Source organism: Humisphaera borealis (assembly GCF_015169395.1).
GTDB classification, from domain to species: domain Bacteria; phylum Planctomycetota; class Phycisphaerae; order Tepidisphaerales; family Tepidisphaeraceae; genus Humisphaera; species Humisphaera borealis.
Genome location: NZ_CP063458.1, coordinates 5206879 through 5228796, shown reverse-complemented (window position 1 = coordinate 5228796; position 21918 = coordinate 5206879). Strand labels below are relative to the sequence as shown.

17 protein-coding genes are annotated in these 21918 nt (G+C 61.3%); 4 read left to right on the top strand and 13 right to left on the bottom strand.

Annotated features, from left to right (window positions below):
- The first annotated feature begins 211 nt into the window (after window positions 1-211).
- Together IPV69_RS19535 and IPV69_RS19530 are read left to right on the top strand one after the other, a co-directional pair.
- A complete protein-coding gene (locus IPV69_RS19535) occupies window positions 212-3043 on the top strand; it encodes a family 1 glycosylhydrolase (protein ID WP_206291402.1) in 2832 nt (943 codons plus the stop codon).
- 44 nt (window positions 3044-3087) lie between these two features.
- Entirely contained in the window at window positions 3088-4662 is a 1575-nt protein-coding gene (locus tag IPV69_RS19530; RefSeq protein WP_206291401.1) for a protoporphyrinogen/coproporphyrinogen oxidase, read from the top strand.
- 31 nt (window positions 4663-4693) lie between these two features.
- Here IPV69_RS19530 and IPV69_RS19525 read toward each other — a convergent pair whose 3' ends face one another.
- Window positions 4694-6034, bottom strand: coding sequence for a family 1 glycosylhydrolase (locus IPV69_RS19525; protein WP_206291400.1), 1341 nt, complete (start codon window positions 6032-6034; stop codon window positions 4694-4696).
- A 190-nt stretch (window positions 6035-6224) separates the two neighbouring features.
- Here IPV69_RS19525 and IPV69_RS19520 point away from each other — a divergent pair, with 190 nt between their 5' ends.
- Both IPV69_RS19520 and IPV69_RS27990 read left to right on the top strand, forming a co-directional pair.
- Entirely contained in the window at window positions 6225-7040 is an 816-nt protein-coding gene (locus tag IPV69_RS19520) for a glycoside hydrolase family 43 protein (RefSeq protein ID WP_206291399.1), read from the top strand.
- Window positions 7010-7183 carry a family 43 glycosylhydrolase gene (locus IPV69_RS27990; protein WP_206291398.1) on the top strand — a complete coding sequence of 58 codons (174 nt, stop codon included), beginning with the start codon at window positions 7010-7012 and terminating at the stop codon, window positions 7181-7183. Before IPV69_RS19520 ends, IPV69_RS27990 begins: the two co-directional genes overlap by 31 nt.
- Window positions 7184-7278: 95 nt before the next feature.
- Here the strand turns inward: IPV69_RS27990 and IPV69_RS19510 are convergent, their stop codons facing one another.
- The 12 genes from IPV69_RS19510 to IPV69_RS19455 form a co-directional block, all read right to left on the bottom strand.
- Window positions 7279-8019 (bottom strand): c-type cytochrome, encoded by a 741-nt coding sequence (locus IPV69_RS19510; RefSeq protein WP_206291397.1) that lies wholly within the window; start codon window positions 8017-8019, stop codon window positions 7279-7281.
- Window positions 8020-8071: 52 nt separating this feature from the next.
- Window positions 8072-9469: a hypothetical protein gene (locus tag IPV69_RS19505; protein ID WP_206291396.1), complete on the bottom strand. Its 1398-nt coding sequence runs from the start codon at window positions 9467-9469 to the stop codon at window positions 8072-8074.
- Complete coding sequence (locus IPV69_RS19500) at window positions 9466-10209, bottom strand: c-type cytochrome (protein ID WP_206291395.1); 744 nt, start codon at window positions 10207-10209, stop codon at window positions 9466-9468. The genes IPV69_RS19505 and IPV69_RS19500 overlap by 4 nt, the downstream gene beginning before the upstream one ends.
- A 46-nt stretch (window positions 10210-10255) precedes the next feature.
- Window positions 10256-10825, bottom strand: a complete 570-nt coding sequence (locus IPV69_RS19495) for a DUF3341 domain-containing protein (RefSeq protein WP_206291394.1) — start codon at window positions 10823-10825, stop codon at window positions 10256-10258.
- Complete coding sequence (gene nrfD, locus IPV69_RS19490) at window positions 10822-12297, bottom strand: NrfD/PsrC family molybdoenzyme membrane anchor subunit (protein ID WP_206291393.1); 1476 nt, start codon at window positions 12295-12297, stop codon at window positions 10822-10824. Before nrfD ends, IPV69_RS19495 begins: the two co-directional genes overlap by 4 nt.
- Before the next feature lie 38 nt (window positions 12298-12335).
- The gene (locus IPV69_RS19485) at window positions 12336-15431 is read right to left on the bottom strand and encodes a TAT-variant-translocated molybdopterin oxidoreductase (RefSeq protein ID WP_206291392.1); all 3096 of its coding nucleotides are present in this window, start codon (window positions 15429-15431) and stop codon (window positions 12336-12338) included.
- A 40-nt stretch (window positions 15432-15471) separates the two neighbouring features.
- Window positions 15472-16125: a cytochrome c3 family protein gene (locus IPV69_RS19480; protein ID WP_206291391.1), complete on the bottom strand. Its 654-nt coding sequence runs from the start codon at window positions 16123-16125 to the stop codon at window positions 15472-15474.
- A 165-nt stretch (window positions 16126-16290) separates the two neighbouring features.
- Entirely contained in the window at window positions 16291-16437 is a 147-nt protein-coding gene (gene ccoS, locus IPV69_RS19475) for a cbb3-type cytochrome oxidase assembly protein CcoS (RefSeq protein ID WP_206291390.1), read from the bottom strand.
- A complete protein-coding gene (locus tag IPV69_RS19470; protein ID WP_261361977.1) occupies window positions 16428-18980 on the bottom strand; it encodes a heavy metal translocating P-type ATPase in 2553 nt (850 codons plus the stop codon). Before IPV69_RS19470 ends, ccoS begins: the two co-directional genes overlap by 10 nt.
- The gene (locus IPV69_RS19465) at window positions 18977-19825 is read right to left on the bottom strand and encodes a sulfite exporter TauE/SafE family protein (protein ID WP_206291388.1); all 849 of its coding nucleotides are present in this window, start codon (window positions 19823-19825) and stop codon (window positions 18977-18979) included. Before IPV69_RS19465 ends, IPV69_RS19470 begins: the two co-directional genes overlap by 4 nt.
- Before the next feature lie 24 nt (window positions 19826-19849).
- Window positions 19850-20371, bottom strand: a complete 522-nt coding sequence (locus IPV69_RS19460) for a FixH family protein (RefSeq protein ID WP_206291387.1) — start codon at window positions 20369-20371, stop codon at window positions 19850-19852.
- A complete protein-coding gene (locus IPV69_RS19455; RefSeq protein ID WP_206291386.1) occupies window positions 20368-21897 on the bottom strand; it encodes a 4Fe-4S dicluster domain-containing protein in 1530 nt (509 codons plus the stop codon). Before IPV69_RS19455 ends, IPV69_RS19460 begins: the two co-directional genes overlap by 4 nt.
- Window positions 21898-21918 lie beyond the last annotated feature (21 nt).

Below are 21918 nucleotides of genomic sequence, written 5' to 3'. Positions count from 1 at the left end.
ACCGAATCGGTTGTTGAGGTCGCCGTCATAAAGGGTTGATGAGCTCCTGCTCATATGGCGGGTCGCGGCACTACATTTGCTTGAGCCAAGACATGCCCAAGCCAGCTGAACTCACTCACAAAACTCACACTCAAAGCTTCCGGCTCGTTGACAGGCACGAGACTCCCAATCGGCGCGTTGTAGAACCTTCAGACGCCAAGGTTCGTGCAGATTGGCACGCGTACCGCGACTCACGTCTGCGTCAGTTCGCCCGCGGCCGCTAATCGGCTCCATCAGGGGAAATCTTTGCAAAATTAATCATTCGTCAGTCGCGGCGATCGCGACCCCGGAAGGACTGCGCATGTCTTCGACAGCTACAGGATTTCAGATTGCTTCGCCCCGTAACGTAACAAAGCCGCCAACAGCGGCTGCGTCGAAAACGTTCATTTGGGGAGCGGGAATCGAGTGTTCGTTCATTCCTCATCTGGAAGTCGATCAGTTCGAATGGACGCAGCATAACCGGTTTTGGAAAGAGGATTTTCGTCGGGCCAGGGACGAGGTCGGCGTCTCCGCCCTTCGGTATGCCCTGCCGTGGCATGAAATCGAAGTCCAGCCCGGTCGATTCAATTGGTCAGCTGCCGATGAACGTGTGGCATTTGCGGCCGAGTTGGGACTCGAACTCTACCTCGACGTCATGCACTTTGGGACGCCGACTTGGCTGCGGCAAGCGGCCGGCGATCCTGAGTTCCCGGAAAGCCTGGAACGCTTCACGACGGCGTTGGTTGAGCGCTACCGAAGCGTGATACATACGTGGTCCCCCTGCAATGAGCCGCTGATCCTGGCGCTCTTCAGCGGCGACTTTGGTTTTTGGCCACCGCACTCGCGAAAGTGGCGCGGCTATATGCCGCTGCTCAGTCGCGTCGTGCAGGCGACCAGCCGGGCCATTCGCGCCATTCGTCGCGCTGATCCGCAGGCCACCGTTCTGCTTTGCGACAACGTGGAGAACTTCAAAACTCGTGACCCCTTGCTCTCGGCAGAAGTTGATCGCCGCAACATGCGAAGGTTCCTGGCGATGGACCTCCTGACGGGTCGCTTCGGCTCCGACCATCCGCTCCATCAGTGGGTGACGGCATACGGGATGAGCGAAATCGATCTTGAGTGGTTTCGCACTCACCCGCAGCGCCCCGACGTGCTCGGGCTGGACTACTACCCGAACAGCGAGTGGCAACTGGAACGCACCGCCGATGGCATTCGTCAGCGCAGGGCCGATACACCGGTCGGGCTCTACGGCGCGGCGAAAGCGTACTACAGCCGATTTGCGCTGCCGATGATGCTGACCGAAACGAGCGCGGACGGACAATCGATTAATCGAGAGATATGGCTCGACCAGGTGGTCGAAGACTGCAATCGACTCCGTTCTGAGGGCCTCCCGATGCTGGGCTGCTTCTGGTGGCCACTGATCGACCAGCTCGATTGGGACGGAGCATTGACGCACCGTATCGGCAAGGTGCACGAGGTGGGGCTCTATAACCTGCGCCGTCAACCCGATGGGACACTAAAGCGCAGTGCCAGTCCGCTGGTCGAGCAGTACCGGTTACTCGTGGCCGGCGGAGACGATTCGGTCGGAACGCTGGACTTTATCAGCGAGCCGTCGGACGAAGCTGACCAGGGACCGCCGATCGGCATCGAACCGCCGATGTCGAAAACGGAAAATGCGGAGACATCCACTCGAACGTCCCGCGTTGCATCGCCACCCGCCCGTAACGGCAATGCACCTTCCACGACGCCGCAGGAGGTTGCCGCCAGCGTTGCACCGGCGGGTGCAGTGTCCAACGCTCTTGGCGACACGAAAGCATTCGACAAGTATGGCATCGTGGTGTTCAGCCACCTCCGGTGGGGGTTTGTCTGGCAGCGGCCGCAGCAGTTCCTGTCCCGATTCGCCCGCAAACACCGCATCCTTTTTGTGGAGGAGCCGTTCTTCGATCTCCGGGAAGGCGAAGAGCCGCGTGTCGAATTGCACAAGGTCATGCCGAACGTGACCGTGGCTGCACCACATGTAGCACCGAGTTGGAATCGCAACCCGAAGCTGCCGCAGATACTCCGGGAGTTCACCAAGCAATCGATTGCCGCGATGAACGAGCGAGGTGACTTTGACCGGCCGCTTCTTTGGTACTACTCGCCGATGGATTCGGCGTGGTCGCTGGGGCACTTCCAGAATCGCGGCATCGTTTACGACTGCATGGACGAGCTTTCGCAATTCACCGGCGCGCCCATGGCGTTGGTCGAGAACGAGGCGCGGCTGATGACAGTTGCGGACGTCGTCTTTACCGGAGGCTATGAGCTCGGCGAGAAAAAGAGCAAGCAGCATCCGAACGTCCATCCCTTTGGCTGCGGCGTGGACTACGGGCACTTTTCCAAGGCATCCGACGCGACGACCGCAGTGCCCCCCGACATCGACTTCATGGCCAAGCCGGTCATTGGCTGGTTCGGTGTAGTGGACGAGCGCGTCGATTACGCGATGGTCGGAGAAATGGCGCGAATGCGGCCGAACTGGTCTTTTGCAATGGTGGGCCCGGTCGTCAAGGTCGATCCGAATACGCTGCCGCACGCACCCAATCTGTTTTGGCTTGGCGGACGCGACTACCAGCAGTTGCCCAACTACTGCCGCGCGTTTGACGTCAACATGATGTGTTTTGCGATCAACGCCGCCACTCAATTTATCAACCCGACCAAGGGACTTGAGTACATGGCGACCGGCAAGCCGATTGTCGGCACAGGCGTTCGTGATGTGGTCCGCCAATGGAGTGACATTGTCCGCATCGCCAGTGGCGCTTCAGAGTTCGTTGCTGCGATCGAAGACGCACTGCGGTCGCGGGGGAATGACCCGCGTGTGCAACGCGGCCTTGAGCTGGCGAAACAGTGCAGTTGGGAACAGACCGTCGCGAACATGCAGGGGCTGATTCGGGATGCACTGGCTGCAGACGACCGTCGCAGTGCGACGCCCGTAGCACCTTTGAACGAAGCAGAACTCGAATTCAGCTACGTGGCAACCCAAGGCTCCTGACTGACCGCCACGCAGTTCATTCATAAACCTACAGGACTACTGGTATGGAAAAGAAGATCGTGATCATCGGAGCGGGCCCCACCGGGCTGGGTGCCGCATACCGCCTCAAAGAACTCGGCCATAAGAACTTTGCAGTCTACGACCGCCTTCCTTACATCGGCGGGTTGGCCAGCAGTTTCACGGATTCGGCGGGCTTTACATGGGACATCGGCGGCCATGTGATGTTCAGTCACTACAAGTACTATGACGACGTATTCGACAAGCTGATGGGCAAGGATTGCCAGCTGAACATGCGCGAATGCTGGGTCCGCATGTTCGAAACCTGGGTGCCCTATCCCTTTCAGAACAATATTCGCTACCTCCCCAAGGATGTGACCCTTGAGTGCCTGCTCGGGCTTGTGGAAGCGCAGACCCGTCGCAATCCGAAAGCAGCGAAGAACTTCGAGGAATTCATCGACGCCGTGTTTGGTGACGGAATCGCAAAGCACTTCATGAAGCCTTACAACTTCAAGGTGTGGGCGCATCCGCCGGCGATGATGAACAAGGAATGGATTGGCGAACGCGTCGCGGTGCTCGATATCAGCCGGGCGATCAAAAACGTCGTGCTCGGCTCGGATGACTTTGGCTGGGGTCCCAACAATCAGTTCAAGTTCCCACTCTTTGGCGGTACTGGCGAGTTTTACCGCCGGTTCGAAAAACCGCTGGCTGGCCACGTTCATCTCAACAAGACCGTCGACGTCATCAACCCGGCGAGGAAGGAAGTTCGCTTCCAGGACGGCGAGATCGTCGCATACGACGAGCTGATCTCGACCATTCCCCTGGACAAGCTGTGCAACAACGTCCTGACGGGTGAGGTTCCTCGCGAGATCAAGAAGGCTGCTGCTTCGCTGCGACATAGCGGCGGATACATGATCGGCATTGGGATTAAGCAGCCGTGTCCGAGCACCAAGAGCTGGATGTACTTTCCCGAGAGCAACTGCCCCTTCTACAGGGTCACATATCTGTCCAACTATTCGCCGCATATGACTCCGGACAACAGCAGGTATTACAGCTTGCTATGCGAGGTGAGCTACAGCGAGTTCAAGCCCGTGGATGAAACGCGAGTGGTCGATGAAACCATCCAAGGCTTGGTCAATGCGGGGCTGATCAAGGAGGAAGATCGCAAAGATATCGTCGACACTTGGGTTTTCGATGCCAAGTACAGTTACCCGACGCCAAGCGTCGAACGGGACGAGATCCTCTCAGAGGTGATTCCTTTCCTGGAGAGTCAACAGATTTACAGCCGAGGGCGCTTCGGCATGTGGAAGTATGAAGTGTCAAATACCGATCATTCGCTGATGCAGGGTGTCGAACTTGTTAATCGACTTTTGCTCAATGAGCCCGAGACGACGATTGGGATGACCTACAGCAGTACGACTGACGGTCGTAACGCCGCCGTCCATGAGCGTAGTCCCCGCGCCGGCTCGGGTGATCCTCGCAGATCGGTTGTTTCAACGGGGCCTGCCAAGACCAACCCGGACCAACTCGGGGATCAACACGAGGCGCACATCTCCGAAGAGGAACTCGGCGTAACGGTCGGCCCCTCAGCGGAGAAGTCTTTGAAGACGGCGAAGCGCTAATGGGCAGATGGATGGGTCGGAACCCGCTTGTTTACGCGGTCAGTATCGGGAACTTGGAGCTGCTGATCGGGAACGACGAGAAGTTTTCAACCAGTTTCCGATACTCGCGGGCGACCTTTCTCGGCCGGCGGTCAAGCGTATAGAGGCCGACCTTGTTGACGTGGCCGCGCACTTTCGTCAAAGCGCTGTCCCAGTCCTTCATGTCGAGAAGGCCGTACCAAGTGAAACCGACAATCGGAACGCCGTCCTGCCTCAGGCGAAGCAGGTTCATCCACTCTTTCCACAGCCACTCGACGGCGAGGTTGGAGACTCGGTTTGTTTCCGTGTGCATCACAGGCAGGCGATATCGGTCGTAGTACTGGCGTGTAATGACGTAGTAGCCATAGACGTCGCCGGCGCCGATGGTGCTTCCGTCGTCGCGGAGCACATGTTCGTTGGTGATGTAGTAGTCCGTTCCCATGATGCAGTGGGCGCGCAGGTCGGTTTGGTCGCGAAACCACTGGTACTCGTCAGGCGTCAGGCCGCTCTGGAGCAAATAGCGATACATGGTCGCTGAAACGTCATGGCCGAACAGTAGATCGAGCGAGAGGAACCGCCGCTCGTTGAGGAACGTCGCCCGTTCCACCTGGGCCGGACTACCCGGGTGAACGTATTCAGTCGACTCGCTGAAAATAAAGATCGCGTCGGGTCGCTGGTGCAGTACCTCACGCATCGCCAGCATTGATGCCTTTACCGAATGCTTGATGTTCGTCACAAACGCCTGATCGCTCATGAGCTGCTCGTTCCACCAGCCGAACGCGGCGGAAAACTGCGCCGTCACGAAGATTTCGTTGACCGGCGTAAAGAACCGTACCCACGGATACCTTTGACAAAACGCCGCAGCGTATTCGGCGACGTGCTTCGGCCACTCGGGGTTCTGGAAATCGCGCAGCCAATCAGGCAGACCGAAATGGACGAAATCGATGATGGGCCGTATTCCGAGCCTGGCCATCTCCTCCATCACAGGATCAAGCAGGTCCCAACGGTATTGGCCCGGCCCCGTGAAAATGCGGTGGATCGGAGGACCGTACCGCAGATATCGCAAACCCAAGTCGCGTACGAGATGGAGATCCTTCTTCCAATGTTCGTAGTGACCGGTGGACTCGAGCTGGTCCACCCGGTGATTGCCGGCAACGATCGGATTCGAGCACTCGATGCCAACAGCGAACATGAATCGAAGACTGTCGCTGATCTCCGCTGACGTCGGCGACGGAAGATGCAGGTTGTTGGCAATGCTCTCTTTGCCGTGCAGCGATGCCGATCCGTTTAACCCCGCTAGTGGGACGGCCATCCGTTGCCGGCGCTTCTTCTGGACTTTGCTGATGTACGGCATATCGATTGCTCAACGAAATACTCTGTCGGGCGGAGGTCGTCACGGTGCGCGGTTGCTGTTCAGACCGATATCCGCGTCGGCCGCGGTGTGACCTAAGTAGGTACGTAGAAACTCTTGGAAAGATTGAAGGACCGCCACTTTTACATGCCCCCGCCGAAAGAAGGCCTCTCCCTGAAAGACTAGAGCGATCATGACGATGAAGTACTGCAATCCCGTCTACCCGCATGATTTTGCAGATCCGTTCGTGCTCAAGACTGGCGACCTGTACTACGCCTTCGGAACGTCTGCCCCCGGTTCTGACGGACGACCGTTTCCTGTCTTGCGGTCAACCGATCTGGTCCATTGGATACCGTTGGGCGGTGCACTAACGCCTCTGAGCAACCCAATCGCCCACTCGTATTGGGCACCCGAGGTGATTGAGCGACAGGGCAGCTTCTACCTTTTCTACTCAGCCTCCACCTCAACGTCTGACGAGCATCATCGACTACGTGTCGCGCGGTCCGACAATCCGGCTGGCCCCTACAAGGATTGCGGCCGGTCATTGCTTCCAAACATCGGCTTTTCAATCGATGCCAGTCCATTCCATGATGTGGCGACGGACAAGTATTTCCTTTATTTCGCCAACGACTTTGAGACCTCGGAGCCCCATGGAACCGGGATCAGCGTGGTTGAGCTCGCTGATGATTTTCTGTCTGTCGTTGGCGAACCGCAGACCGTCGTTCGCGCTCTTGCCGATTGGCAGATCTACGAGCGCAACCGGAATTACAAAGGGCGTGTGTGGGAGAGGTGGCACTGCGTTGAGGGGCCCAGCGTCGTGTTTCGAGATGGGCAGTATTACTGTTTCTACTCCGGCGGCGCGTGGCACGGAACGGAATATGGCGTGGGGTACGCGGTCGCTTCCCACCCCCTGGGACCGTGGAGAGATGATTTTGCGGCGCACGGCCCGGTTGTATTGAAGGGGATCCCGGAAGGGTCGTGGGGCCCGGGCATAACAGCACTGCCCTAGGTCCGGACGGCAAGACACTGTTTATGGTTTATCACGCGTGGGATGCCGCCCACTCCGGCCGTCAGATGTGCATCGACCCGATTACTTGGACGGCCGACGGTCCACGCGTTGACGGCCCCAGCACGATGCCTCGACAGCTTTAAGGGGGCGTCGGTCCTGAGGGGCGCTCGAAACTGCCAAGGGCAGATGAACCAAACACGATAAGCGCGAAATGTCGGACGCGCTTGCGACAGTCTTATCAAGTCGGGTTCTGCAGAGGACCCGTCTCTTTGCGGCTCTGCGGCGAGGGGCTGATGCTCTTGAGAAACTCGATCAGGCCTTCAATCTCGCGATCTTTGATCTGCGGTCCGAAATCGGGCATGACCGGCGTATACCCCCTGTGAATCTTGGCCGCGGGCTGGCGGATCGACTCGCGGATAAAGTCGGCGTCGGCCACCACACTTGCGCCTGTGGACAGATCGACCGTCGAGCCGAAGACATCTAACAAGCTCGGTCCGACACCCGCCCGGCCGTCGGTGGTATGGCAGGCTGCGCACCCGAACCGCTGGAAAACCGCCATGCCGGTCTTCACCCGTGCCTTATTCAAGCCGGCGACCAACGGCGCGGTCGAAGCGGCCTGAATCTGTTCCGGCTGTGTCGTCGGCCAACCTGTTCGGCCGGCGTTGGCGACAAGAAACTGAATTGCTTGCGACGTCTGCGGATCGGCAGACTGCTCATAGCTGGCTGCTGTGGCCAAGGTTCGATTCGCCGGTGCCGACGCATCGGCTTCGGATCGGGCGCGAACCTCACCCCAGCGCATCCAGGCTTGCCCACCGATCACGCCTGCGGTCAGCAGCATTACGGCCACCGCTGCGATGCCGACGACCAAAGCCGAACTGATGTCACCCGCCGACTGGCGTCGCGTGGTGCTCCCGACCGTTGCAGGTTTGGCGGCGGCGGCCCGCTGAGTGTCGTCGAGATTATGTTCGATGGGGTCCATGTCTTCTCCGACGCGTTACAAGCCTGCGATCTTGTGCCGTGTCGCACCTCGCTCAAATGTTGTGGAACGCCAGCGCCTCATGCAGTCGCGGATCGGCTGTCGGAATCAGGTTCTCACAGGCCAGCAGGCGGACGGCGGCAGCAACAAACACACCGAGAACCCCGACCAGTGCCGCGACATCGGCCAGGTGAACATTCAGGTCACCGCCCGCTTCCGGCAGGATGACCCAGTAAAGATCGAGGTAGTGAAAAGCCAGCAGCCAGACCGCCCAGAAGACCAGGATTCCAACACTCCGCTTGATATGCCGGCTCAGGAGCCCCGCAAAGGGAATCAGCAGGTGTCCGAACAGAATCGCCAGGATGACGAAGGACCATCCGGAGATATCCGCCTGAACCGTGGTCGCGCCGTGCCGCGCGAACCAGCGGGTTTCTTCAGGGATATTGGCATACCAAAGCAGCATGAACTGGCTGAACGCGATGTAGCCCCAGAAAAAGACGAATGCGAACAGGTACTTTCCCAGGTCGTGAAAGTGCTCCGTGCTCAGGCTCGATCGCACGAATCCCGCCGTCCGCAGCGCAAACACGGCGACGATCAGCGCCGCAAATGATGCGACGAAAGATCCCGCGAGGAAGTAGACGCCAAAGATCGTGCTGTACCAGTGCGGATCAAGCGACATGACCAGGTCGAATGCCGCGAGAGTCACGGTCAGCCCCGTCGCGATGATGGCCAAAGGTGCCCACCACTGCATGCGTGTGGAAACGGCAGCGTCGCCGGTCCGATCTTGCACTGCCGACTGTGCCCTGTACCAACGGGCGATCAGCGACCAGATGGCAAAATATCCCACCACGCGCACGATCCAGAACGCCGGATTCAGCCAGGCACGCTTTCTCAGGATCAAGGAATCCAGGACCGGCTTGGCGAGTTGAGCCGGGTCGGAGTCGGCAGCACGGACGACCGCTTCACCGGCCGTCGTCGACGGCGACTTGTGGGGGCTCGCGGCAACGTGGCTCGAAGGTTCTTCGGCTCCAACCTGACCGACCGGCAAGGCCCATCGATAGAGCGCGCCGTCGGCCGAGGCAACGGAGAACAGGATCGGCAGGGAGAGAAGTCCGAGCACGGGAAGCGTTGCGGCAATGGCTTCGGCCGGTCGGCGCACGGTCACGCTCCAGCCGGCGCGCGTCAGGTGTTGCAACAGGACGAAGATCAGCGCCCCCAAGGCAATGGTCAGGCAGAAGCAGAACGCGACAAGGTAGGCGAAAAGAAAGCGGCGATATCCGCCGGCCGATACCAGCCCCGACGCGATCGCGGCACCCAGGCCGACGACGCCGATCACACCGGCAACGCGCACAAGCTTTGCCGACCCCGGGCCGAGCCGGGTGATGTCAGAAGTTTGAACCGTGTGTGATTTCACTTGCTGAGCAACCTCGCAGAAGTCATCGGGGCCGTTCATGGAAGCTTGCCCGCGGCCGGTGTCGGTGGGTTCTGCCGCAGTTGCAGCGTTCGCACCCACGCGACGATCGCCCAACGGTCGGCGACGGGAATCTGCGGGCCGTGCGCAGGCATGTTTCTGATGCCGACATTGATCGTGTTGTATAGATGCCCGTCGGGGCGGGTACGGACGACGTCACTGTGCAGATACGCCGGTGGCGTCCAATTGGCCTGATGCAGTACGACAAGTTCCGACGCCCGCTGGTGGATCGGGCCGTTCCCGGAGCCGTCCTTGCCGTGACACGCTGCGCAGTAGATGTTGAACCGTTGTTCACCACGGGCGATCAGCTCGGGGGTCAGAGTGACGCGTTGTGGGAAACCATCAAGGAAGGTGGTGGTGTCGTTCCCGTTGGCGTCGGTAACGGTTCGAAAGCCACGATAGTAGTGGTCGTCGTCATCGGCCCGCCCCCGGGCGACCGTTCCACTCACCGGCGATCGCATCGCCCTGCCGTCATTGAAGACCGCGCTGGGTGATTGGGGGCCGTATCGGGGCTGCTGCGCCATATCCTGAATCGGCTGGATGCGGGGTTCGTCGCTCGTGCTGACACGTGCTCGCGCCGAGATCGCAAGCGGCACCAGTAACGCCGCGATGATCGCGAGCAACCCTACGACAATCGCGATCGGCAGCCGACCGCCGCCAGGCTGCGACGGGCCGTGTGTGTAGAGCGGGATGTTGACGTTCGGATCGGCCATGGGAGCCATGTTTCACTCAAGACGAACGCGTGGCAGGCAGACGTTCGCGCCAACCTCAGTCTTCCACCGTCTCGACCGCGATTGCACCGGCATCGGTGAACAGAAGCATGGTCCGGTGGATTTCAAACTGCTGGTCGGACGCATCGACAAGGATGAAGAAGCGATCGCTGGTCGCACGCCGGAAGCGTTCCGACCTGAACAGCGGGTTGTAGTGCGTCGGCAGCCGATTTAGTCCGAGCATGCCAAAGACGGCCGTCAGCGCTGCACACAGGATCGTGGTCTCGAAAGCGACAGGGATATTCGCCGGCAAACTCCAGATCGGCTTGCCGCTGATGAGAAACGGGTAGCTTTCGGCGTTAGCGAACCACTGAAGTGCGATGCCGCCGACAAGCCCGATCAGCCCGGCTGTCAGCACGAGCCAGGGCAGGCGGGTCGGACGGATTCCCATGACGGGATCAATTCCATGGATCGGGAACGGTGAATGGACATCCCATCGGCTGTAGCCGGCGCTGCGAACGCGCCGCGCGGCCTCGATGACATCGGTCACGGTCGCGAACTCCGCGAGCAGCCCGATAACCTTCGGGGCTTCGACGGCGCCGGAAGGTGTTGTAGCTGTCTTCTTCATGCCGTTACCGCTCCTGTCGGTATTGAGCGCGACTGACCGGCGGAATGAATGGTCACCGCGGTGCTCCCTGCGACGGCAGATTCTGTCGAGGGCTCGGGGTCGTGACCGTGCGCCTGCGGCATGATCGATTTCACCTCGGCCATTGCGACGACCGGCAGATACCGACAGAACAGCAGGAACAGGGTGAAGAAGAGCCCGAAACTGCCGGCCAGGGTAAGCAGATCAACAGCGGTCGGCACAAACCCCCACCAGCTCGACGGAAGATGGTCCCGCGCCAGGGAAGTTACGATGATGACGAATCGCTCGAACCACATGCCGATGTTGGCCAGCAGCGCGACACCGAAGACCGCCCAGACGTTGGAACGGACGCGCTTGGACCAGAGGAACTGGGGGGCAACTACGTTGCAGAAAATCATCGTCCAGAAGGCCCAGGCGAACGGCCCGAAGGCGCGGTTGAGAAATGCAAACTGCTCGGCGTCGTTGGCGCTATACCACGCGGTCCAGAACTCGGTCGCATATGCGTAGCTCACGATGAGCCCTGTGCCCAGAAGCACCCTGGCCATGTTGTCGATGTGGCGGCGGGTGATAATGTCATTGAGGCCGAAGAGCTCGCGAGCAGGGATCGCCAGGTTCAGCACCATCGCAAACCCACCGAAGATCGCCCCGGCAACAAAGTACGGCGGGAAGATGGTCGTGTGCCAGCCGGGGACCTGACTGGTGGCAAAATCGAATGACACCACGGAGTGGACGGAGAGCACCAGGGGCGTCGCGAGCGCAGCCAGCAACAGATAGGCTCGCTCAAACCGGTGCCAGGCGCGGCTTGATCCGGTCCATCCGAGCGCGAACAACCCGTAAAGGAATTGCTTGCTGCGCGACGTAGCGCGGTCGCGCAGTGTTGCCAGATCGGGGATCAGTCCCACGTACCAGAACAGCAACGAGACGGTCGCATAGGTGCCCACGGCAAAGACGTCCCACAGCAGCGGGCTGCGGAAGTTCGGCCACATGCCCATCTGGTTGGGAATCGGGAATAGCCAGTAGGCCAGCCAAACACGCCCGACGTGCACCCCAGGAAACATCGCGGCGCAGACGACGGCAAAAATCGTCATCGCCTCGGCGAAACGGTTGATGCCTGTCCGCCAGTTCTGCCGGAACAGAAAGAGGACGGCGGAAATCAGTGTTCCGGCGTGGCCGATGCCGACCCAGAAGACGAAGTTAACGATATCAAATGCCCAGCCCACCGGCTGGTTGTTTCCCCAGACACCGACTCCGGTCGATATCAGGTACGCCAGGCAAACACCCAGCACAGCCAGGAGCGATAGAGATCCGGCAAACGCGATCTTCCAAGCGAGCGTGGTGGGACGCTCGGCGACTGCGCAAACACAGTCGGTGACCGAAGTGAAGTCGCGGCCGCCGAGCACCAGTGGCGCTCTGCGTCGGGGGTCTTCCGCGGTGTTGTCTATGTCTCGTGCCATGATATCGATCGACAAAGTCTCGTACGGTGCCTTTGCCATTACGCCTGCGTCGCGGGGTTCCGCAGCTTGGCGAGGTATTTGGTTCGTGGTCGGTTGTTCAGTTCGCCCAGCAGCTCGTAACTGCGGTTGCTGTGGTGCTGCTGTGTCACTTCGGCGTGGGCATCGTTCAGGTTGCCAAACGTGATGGCACGGGTCGGGCAGGTTTGCTGGCAGGCGGTCATCACGTCGCCATCGGCGACGGTGCTCTGGCCTCCAACTTTGGCGGCGGTGGTGGCGGCGTGGATTCGCTGCACGCAGTAGGTGCACTTCTCCATGACACCGCGCATCCGCACCGTAACTTCCGGGTTGAACGCCATCTGCCGGACAGGAACCACCTGCTCCACCTGCTGACGGTCGGGCATCCCCACGTATGGCGATGCCGTCGCGGCACGCGGGTCTTTGCTGTGAAAATCGAAGTAGTTGAACCGCCGGACCTTGTACGCACAGTTGTTGGAGCAGTAACGCGTCCCGATGCACCGGTTGTAGACCATCGTGTTCAGGCCCTCGGTGTCGTGAACGGTCGCCGTTGCCGGGCACACCTGTTCGCACGGCGCGTTCTCGCAGTGCTGGCACATCACCGGCTGAAACACCACATCAACGTCGGCGGGGTCGCCGGTGGCGTCGCCCTTGAAGTAGCGGTCAACCCGAATCCAGTTCATCTGCCGGTGCATCAGAACCTGCTCGCGCCCCACCACCGGTATGTTGTTCTCAGACTGGCACGCGACCGTGCAGGCATTGCATCCGATGCACGCATTCATATCGACCGACATTCCCCATGCGTGCGGCGAATTGAACTTATCGGGTGATTCGAAAAGCTGGAGCCGTACGTTGTGTCCGTCCGGCTTGCTGGCAAACCGGGGAGCGGCTTTGTATTCAGCCAGCGAGCCTTCGCGAACGACCTCACCGCATTTGCCGCGCTCTCCAACCTTCTCGTCGTAACCATGCTTCCCGACGGCATCCATGATGTGGTGGTTCTGGGTCGTCGCCAGCTCGCGCCGCCCGTACCCTTTGCCGATTGAAACGCTTGACGCGAAGTGCGGCTCGGCAGTGGTGCGCAGTGTGAAGGCGTTGGCACCCAGGCCTGTGCCGACCGGTCCTGCTGATGATCTTCCGTATCCCACTGACAGGCTCATCACGCCCACCGGCTGGCCGGGAAGTACGAACACGGGCACCGAGAGAACCCGTTCGCCGGAACGCAACACCGCCCAGTCGCCCATTGCCAGGCCGGCCGCCGAGGCGTCCTGGTGGCTCATGACCAGCGCGTTCTCCCAGACCAGCTTCGACATCGGATCGGCCGTTTCCTGCAGCCAGGCGTTGTTAGCAAATCGTCCGTCATAGACGCGGCTGTCGGTATCGAATCGGAGGTACGGCGTCGTGGACCTGGGTGAAGCGGGTGTGGTCGCCGGAACGGTCATCCGACGGGGTCGCGGACTGGCGGGCGGTTCACTGCCTTCGGGCCAGATACCTTGCTCGACAACCACTCGAAACCGCTTGTCGAACTCCTGTTCCCCGAGCAATTGCTGCCAGGCTCGTTTGATCAGCTCTTCGCCGGTAAGCAGTTCGTCACCGGTCAGCATGGCCAGCAGTTCCAGGTTTGATCTTCCGCCGAACAGCGGCTCGATCAGTGGCTGGCAAACGCCCGGTGTGCCGTCAATCGCCCTGGCATCGTTCCAGGTCTCCATGAAATGCGCACGGGGCAGCTGCCATCCGCAAAGCAGCGAAGTCTCGTCATCGTAGGTTCCGAGTCGGATCGTGGTTCCAACTCCGGAAAGGAGCTGGGCAAAGTCGAGATCCGCGGGCGCGTCGTAAGCGGGGTTTCCGCCGATCACCACCAGTGTGCCAACCTTGCCGGCCTTCATGCCCTCGGCCAGCTCGCGAATCGACTGTAAGTGGGTCGGCCGATCACCGGCCGCGTCGGCGTGGAGTGTAACGGTCGTCCCGAGACCGCCCAGACGCCGGTTGATCAGCAGCGTGATGGCGTGAACTTCCACCGATGCCGTCGGCCCTGCTGCGATGACGGCGGCATTACCTGCGTTCTTGAGATCGGCCACGGCCCGCTCGACGAATCTTGTTTCGGCGACCGAGAGCTGCGTCGGAGCGTCGTCACCGGTGGACATCTCCAGTGCGCGGGCAATCGCGCGGGCGATCGGCTCCAGTCGGTCCGGTGACAAGGGAAGCCGTTCGTCGGCGACCGAGCCGGTCAGACTGAATCCGCAGTCGGCGAGATACACCCGGCTCATGGTGCCATCGACGTCGGCCGATCGTCGCGTCGCTGCCCAGTCGGCGGCATTTCTCACGCGGCTGGGATCATTCCCGAGCACGTCAGCATCCAACAGCACGATAGCCTGCGCTCGATCCAGGTGCAGCACCGGACGCAGGGGCCGGCCGAAAATGAGCCGTGAGGCTTCCAACTCTGCGTCGCGGGACAGAGGCTCGTATTCGTACCAGCTTGCTTTGGGAAAGGTCTCGAAGAACCGCCGCTTCATGTCCAGCGCGGTTGGACCGGACGCAGGCTCGGCCAATACCGCCAGGGATGACGAGTCCGCGCGAAGCATTGCAAAGTGAGGATCGGCGAACGCGGTGAACGCTTCCCAAGTCGAAATCAATCGCAGCTGATCCCGCCGTTCGACGACCGTCCGGGCGCGCGCGGGATCGTATAGGTCGAGCACACTGGCCTGGGCGAGTGTGTCGGCGGCCCCCAGCTTGTCTTTGATCGTCCAGCTGAACGGATGCGACGGATTGCCTTCGACCTTGATCGGTCTGCCGTCATAGCAGGTCACCAGCAGCCCCGTGGCGACACCACCAAGTTCAAACTGCGTGGCGAATCGCTCGGGCACACCCGGCATCCGGTCGCGTGGGTTGGCGGCATAGGGGGCGAGCTTCTGGACGGGCACTCTGCGGCACCCCGCCAGTCCGATGCCGGCGAACGCCAGCGATGCGGCCATCAGCTTTAGAAATGAGCGGCGGGAAGTGGTTTGGAGGTCGTTGGCGTCGTAGCCGGGGAACTCCTGGTCGATCGCGGCAAGAATGTCCGGCGCTTGAGCGAGCTGCTCGAGGCTCCGCCAGTACTGAATGCCATTGCCGTCGGGTTTCATCGGATATGCGCCGGGTATATGAAGTTGAAAGTCAGCCCACTCAGCGATGGCACGTGGAACACGCCGTCAGGTAGCCGACCGATCGGATCTGGTACTGTTCCTTCATCGCTCTGCCGACGAGCAACTGCGCCTCGGCCAATCCGGTCGTGCCTCGCTCGCGGGCGAGCGGATGATCCAGCGGCGACCAGGCCAGGTTCGTCACCTGGTCTTTGGGGCGCAGGTGCTTCTCAGGCTCACGATGGCAGTCGAGACACCAGGACATGCTCAGTGGCTGCTCCTGCCGAACCACATCCATCCGATCGATCCGCCCGTGACAGGAAACGCACGATACGCCATGGGTAACGTGGGCGGCGTGATTAAAGTAGGCATACCCCGGAAGGTTATGGACCTTGACCCATTCGATCGGGTTGCCACTCTGCCAGCTGTCGCGAACCGGGGCGAGCGGCTCGCTGCCCGGAAGAATCGACGTGTGGCAGTTCATGCAGGTCTGCGTCGCGGGCAGCGCGGCAAACGCTGCCGACTCCACCGTTGTGTGACAGTACCGGCAATCAAGGCCCAATTTGCCGGCGTGGACTGCATGGCTGAATGGCACAGGCTGGGTCGGCTGATATCCGACGGCCGTCGCCTTGGGACTCAGCCCGGCGCCTGCCAGCACACAAATGAAGATCGTCCCGGCAATGACCCCTACGACCACTGCTTTACGAGCATGGTTCGACCACCGGGGAAAGAGACAGCGGGGATTCCGTTCTTCAGTAGGCATGGCAGATAGAGGCTTCCCCCGAGGAGACGAACTTACGGCCCCAAAGGTTCAATTCTCGCACCCGCTATCGCGAAATCGGTCGGGTGCGACGGCTTGCACCTACTTCGAGTCGTCATCAAACATCGCTCGGTGTCGTGGCGTATCGAGGTCGTCGAACTGGCCACGATGCGCAGACCAGAGGAAGGCCGCGAGAAACCCGCCGGCCATCAGGATCGCGATCGGCAGGACGATGTAGATCACTTCCATGGCTTGGGTTCCTTCGAGCTTGGAGCAGGCATGGCGCGGTTGATGGATAACACGACCAATGTAAGCACCGTGGCCGAACTCACGGGCATGATGATTGCGGCGACCAGCGGCGACATCAGCCCAGCCGCCGCCAGACTTCCGGCGAGCAGGTTGTAACCAAGGGACACGAGCAGGTTCCGGCGTATCAGGCGCATCGTTCGTCGGCTGGTCTGAACCAGTTCCACCAGCGGCAAAAGGCCTCGTCGGGCGATGTAGACGTCGGCGGCTGAAAGTGACGCCTCGGCACCGCCTTGAACAGCAATGCCCACTTCTGCTGCGGCCAGCGCGGCCGCGTCGTTGACGCCGTCGCCCACCATCACCACTGCGCCGGTTTCGCCCGGCCGGCGATGCACTCGCGCCAGTTTCTCCTCCGGCGACATCTGCCCGAACGCAACCTTGGTATGGATTCCTACTTCGCGGGCAGTTGCCGCGACCACATCCTGGGCGTCGCCGGATAGGATCTGCGGCGTCCAACCCAGACGCGAGAGGTCGGCGATCGCTTTGGCCGCATCCACGCGAACTCGGTCGCCCATGCCGGCAACCGCCAGGGCCTGTCCCGCCACTGAAACGTAGACAGCCGTCGCGCCGGATTGCTCCAGTTCCCGCGCCGCGGATTCCAGCATTGGCGGAATCACGATGCCCGCCGCGGCCGTATAGCGGGGAGAGCCGACGCGGAGTTCCTGACCGCTTAACCAGCCGGAAATACCGCCGTCATTGCGTTCCACGATGTCGGTGATTTCAAAGCCATGGCCGAACGGGTTCGTGGAATCGCCGTCGGCGGTAAGCAACGCCGTGGCAAGGGCCCGTCCGATCGGGTGGTTGCTCCTGCGTTCGAGTTCCGCCGTCTTCCGGCGGAGGTCGGCGTGATCGATCCCGCTGACGCCGGTCCAGCGAACCAGTTGCAGTTGGCCCTCGGTCAGCGTGCCGGTTTTGTCGAGCAACAACCTGCCGCCACGGGCAAGCCGCTCCAGTGCCGCCCCGCTTTTGACGAGGATGTCGCGGCGGCTCAGGCGTCCGATCGCGATGGCAATTGTCAGCGGCGTGGCGAGTCCCAGCACGCACGGACAGGTGACGATCAGCAGCGCGACGGTGTGGTCGATCGCCGGCTCGAGCCCCGCTTTCATGCCCCACACCGCAAAAACGATCACAGCGATCACCGACACGACAACGACAAACCACGCACCCACACGGTCGGCAAACTGAACGATTGGCGGCTTGTCCCGGACGCCGTCCTCGATCAAGCGCATCAGCTTGCCGATGCGCGTATCGCGACCTGTCCGCATGGTCTGCACGACCAGTGGAGAAGAGACATTCTGCGAACCTGCATAGACTTGCGCGCCCGGGTTCACTGCCGTCGGCGTCGATTCGCCGGTCAGCAGCGCCTGATTCACCATGGAACGCCCGGCAAGGATGACTCCGTCGGCAGGGAACGTCTCGCCGGGGCGAACCTCGACGCTGTCCCCGGATTGGATCGCGTCAACGGGCACATCGGTCGTGCGACCGTCCTTAAGCAGGTGGCAGGTCGAAGGGGTGAGATTGAACAGCAGTCCGACCGCGTCATCCGCGCGTCGCTGCTGCCGGTACTGCACGAATCGGCCGACCAGGAGCAGAAACAACAGGACGGTTAGCGAGTCGAAGTAGATTTCCCCGCGATCCAGGATCACATTGACCAACCCCGCCAACCCGCCAACGAGCAGGGCCGCGGCAATCGGCACGTCCAGGTTCACCACGCGCAGTCGGATCGCCATCCAGGCGCTGCGAAAGAATGTCGCCCCCGGCCAGGCGAGCGAAACCAGGCCCAAGCCGGCACTAAGGACGCGAAAGAATGTACGGAATGGGCCTTCCATGTGCCCGGCATCACCGGCGTAGAGCGCCAGGCCAAGCATCATGGTGTTGGCCATGATCGCCCCGGAAACCGCGAGGAGGACGAGCCGGCGACGGGTTTCTCGGCGGTGCATCTCCGCGGATGCGCCACCGCGAACAGGGTGCGGCCGATAGCCAATACGCGCGAGCGCGGCGGCAACCTGAGACAGGGAGAGCCGCGAAGGATCCCAGGTCACCCGAACCGTGGCCTCGCTGAACGACAGCCGTGCCTCTACAACGCCGGGCGCGATCTGCGGCAGCTTCTCCACCAGCCAGACGCAGGCTGCGCACGTCAGGCCCTCCAGCGTCAGATCGGTGCTGCATGATCCGTCGGGATGCCGTAAGACGAATGACTCAGCGTACGTCGGCGAATCGAACGCCTCGAAGCTCTGCCCGGCAAGTTGTACGGGCGTCGCCACAACATCGGCGTTGTCTCGCAGGCGGTAGTATGCTTCCAGGCCGCACGCACGCAGCGTCTGGTAAACGGCTTGGCACCCGGCACAGCAGAACTGCGCTTCAGCATCCGCCAGAATCAGTCCGGGAGGGACCGGCAATCCACAATGCGCACACGCGACGGACGCCGTCGCAGACGACCTGCGAACCGGTTCAACCGGGGAGATTGAATCAATCACGAGTGTCATGGCCTGACTTCCGTATCGATCCTGGCGGCGCCCGAATCGGCATGAGCGCGCTCGCCTTGGCGCTCCGCTGCGTCGGGTGCAGCAACCTGACAGCAAGCCGGCGTTGCAGCGGGATCGGCAACCTGCACATTCCGAGCACCGGCAGCAGCATCGACCGCTGACGCCAGGGCTGCAGCATCCAGCCGAATCCGGCCGATCAGCGTAAGCGCGGCCACCACGATCACTGCCGAGGCGCTGACAAGCGGCAGGTACTTTCCCGCTGTGCCGAGCATGAGCCGGGCACCGGCACCGACCACGACCATGACGGGCAGCGTGCCGACCCAGAAGACGGCCATCACTAGTGCCGCACTCAGGGGGTGACCTGTTCCCGCCGCCGTGACCAGAAACGCGTAGAGCCATCCGCATGGCAGAAGCGTCGTCAGTAGTCCGATGGCGACGGCCCGGGCGACTGGTGGCCGGTCCATCGCGGCGCGGTGTGCCTTCGAGATCAGCGACTGCCATCCCAGGGGAAGCCGAAACTTAGGGAGTGATGCCCCCCTCGAACGAACGAGGGCAACAACGGCGAAAGCGAGCATCGCAAAAGCGGCCAGCACCGCCGCGGCCGATTGGACACCACTGAGCGCCCCGGTGAGATCGACCAGTCGTCCTGCCAGTCCCGCCGCCGCACCCAAAGTGACATAGGTGGCAAGGCGTCCGAGGTGATACGCCGCCTGGAGCGAGCGCTGTTTTGCTGCGTTGGTCTCGGCGGCTCCGCACGCGAGTGCGACGAACGCACCGCACATCCCGGCGCAGTGGAAACTGCCGAGAAGACTGGCGGCGAATACGGCGGCGGCTAGAGCGATCATTTCGGTCAGAAAGCAGTCGGGTGTTCAGGGCACTTTGATCGTCACAGTCTTTAGGAACTCGTCGGCACCTGCTCGGGCGGTCAATTCGAACTCCCATTCCCCGGCCTGAGGCATGAGAAGTCCCGCCTGGTGTCGCCGTGGATCGCCGGAAACCGTCAGTATTGCAGTTCGCTTCTCCCGACCATGGGCGTGATGAAAGTAGCCGACCGCGACGACGGCATTGGGAATCGCACGACCGGAGGCATCGGTCAACTCCAGCGACACGACCCTGCTTCCATCAGTTCCGGCCGGGCCGACAACCTCCAGCGCGGCGTTCCAGCCGAGCAGGTCGCTCGTCCGTCGCCGGGCCTGATCGGCATCCCATCGAACGGCCTTGCCGTAGTAGTCCGGATCGACCGAGAAGCTGGCGTCGCGGGTGGCGATGAAGACGAAGGAAATCATCAACGCCGTATGCCCAATGAGCAGACCGACGACGATCTTCAGCCACCGCCTTGGGAACGGACGGGGGCTTTGGGCCGATGAGGGTCCGACACTGCCCGAGATCATGGCAAGACTCCCTGTTGAGTAGCGGCAGGAACTGGTCTGGACATCGGACCGAGCAGTTTGAAAGCGCGATCGACCTGTACAGCCGCACCAGTCACCGATGTAACGCGAACCGTCACGTCGGTGGAGCCTTTCCCGGTGAAGATGCTCTGCGGGGCGAAGACTTCGACCGATTCGGTCCAGGTCTGCTGCGGTGGCAGTTCGACCACCGCCTGAGAAGCAACACCCCGGATGCCCTCCGCGCCGACGACAGTCATGACGAGCCTCTGCGATTCGTCGGTGCGGTTCGTCAGCTTGACGCGAAGCACGTTGGCAATCTGATCGTCGGCGAGCACCAGGAAGGGCTGACCCGGTCCTCGCAGGACCACGACGTCGACGGGAGACCGCGTTAGCAGCAGGAATCCGAGAAGCGTCCCGATCGCGAGAATGATCAGCGGATAGATGATGACCCTCGGCCGGATCAGGCGTACGCGTTCGCCGGCCATCCCGGCCTGGGAGCCGTATCGGATCAGGCCTTTGGGACGCTGAATCTTCGTCATGACGTCGTCGCAGACGTCAATGCATTGTGCGCAACCGACACATTCAAACTGCAGCCCGTCGCGAATATCGATTCCCGTCGGGCAGACGGCGACACAAAGCCCGCAGTCAATGCAGTCGCCATTGTGGGGAGGGGTAGAGACTGGCGTTCGAGACTGCAAAGCCGTGGATACCACCGGAAGTGAAAGCTTCCCCGCTGGCAACCGCCCCATCTCGTCACCCGCTACCAGCCCACGTTTCTTCTTCCCCCGTGGTTCGCCGCGCGTTACGTCATAACTGATGATCAGCGACGACCGGTCCAGCAGGACGGATTGCAATCGGCCGTAGGGGCAGGCAATCAGACAGGTCTGCTCCCGGAAGAAGCCGAAATTGAACATCATCAATCCGGTGACTGCCGCGACGATGACGAAGCCGGCCGGGTGATGTAGTGGCGATCCCAGAATCCAGGAGTGGAGCGTGCTGGCACCGACAAAGTATGCGAGAAACGTATTGGCCAGATGGAGGCTAAGGACAAAAAACGTGGCGTACATACCGACGAACCGCCATCGCGCAAGACCGGCACGCGGCTTTCCGCCGACGCCCTGCCTGCCCATGAACAGTCGCTCGATCGGACGAAACACGAACTCGAGGTAAACCGTTTGCGGACACGCCCAGCCGCACCAGATGCGCCCGAGCAGTGCGGTCGTCAGAAACACCAGCAGGATTGCGACGACTGCGGAAAGGGCGAGCAGTATCGTGTCGGTGGGGAGAAAGGTGAACCCGAAGAACGTGAACCTACGATGGGTAAGGTCAAGGAGTACGGCGGGCTTTCCGTTGATCGTCACGAACGGCACGAATGCATAAATGGCGATCAGCACGTAGGCCACCAACCGGCGTCCGAACCAGAAGCGGCCCGGTGCCAGCCGTGGACAGAGCCATCGCCGTGAGCCGTCCTCCTCCATCGTGGAAAGGACGCGACCGTTGGCCTTGATCAGTGGTGTTTCCGCGCTCATACGACGTAGTGCCAGACGTGG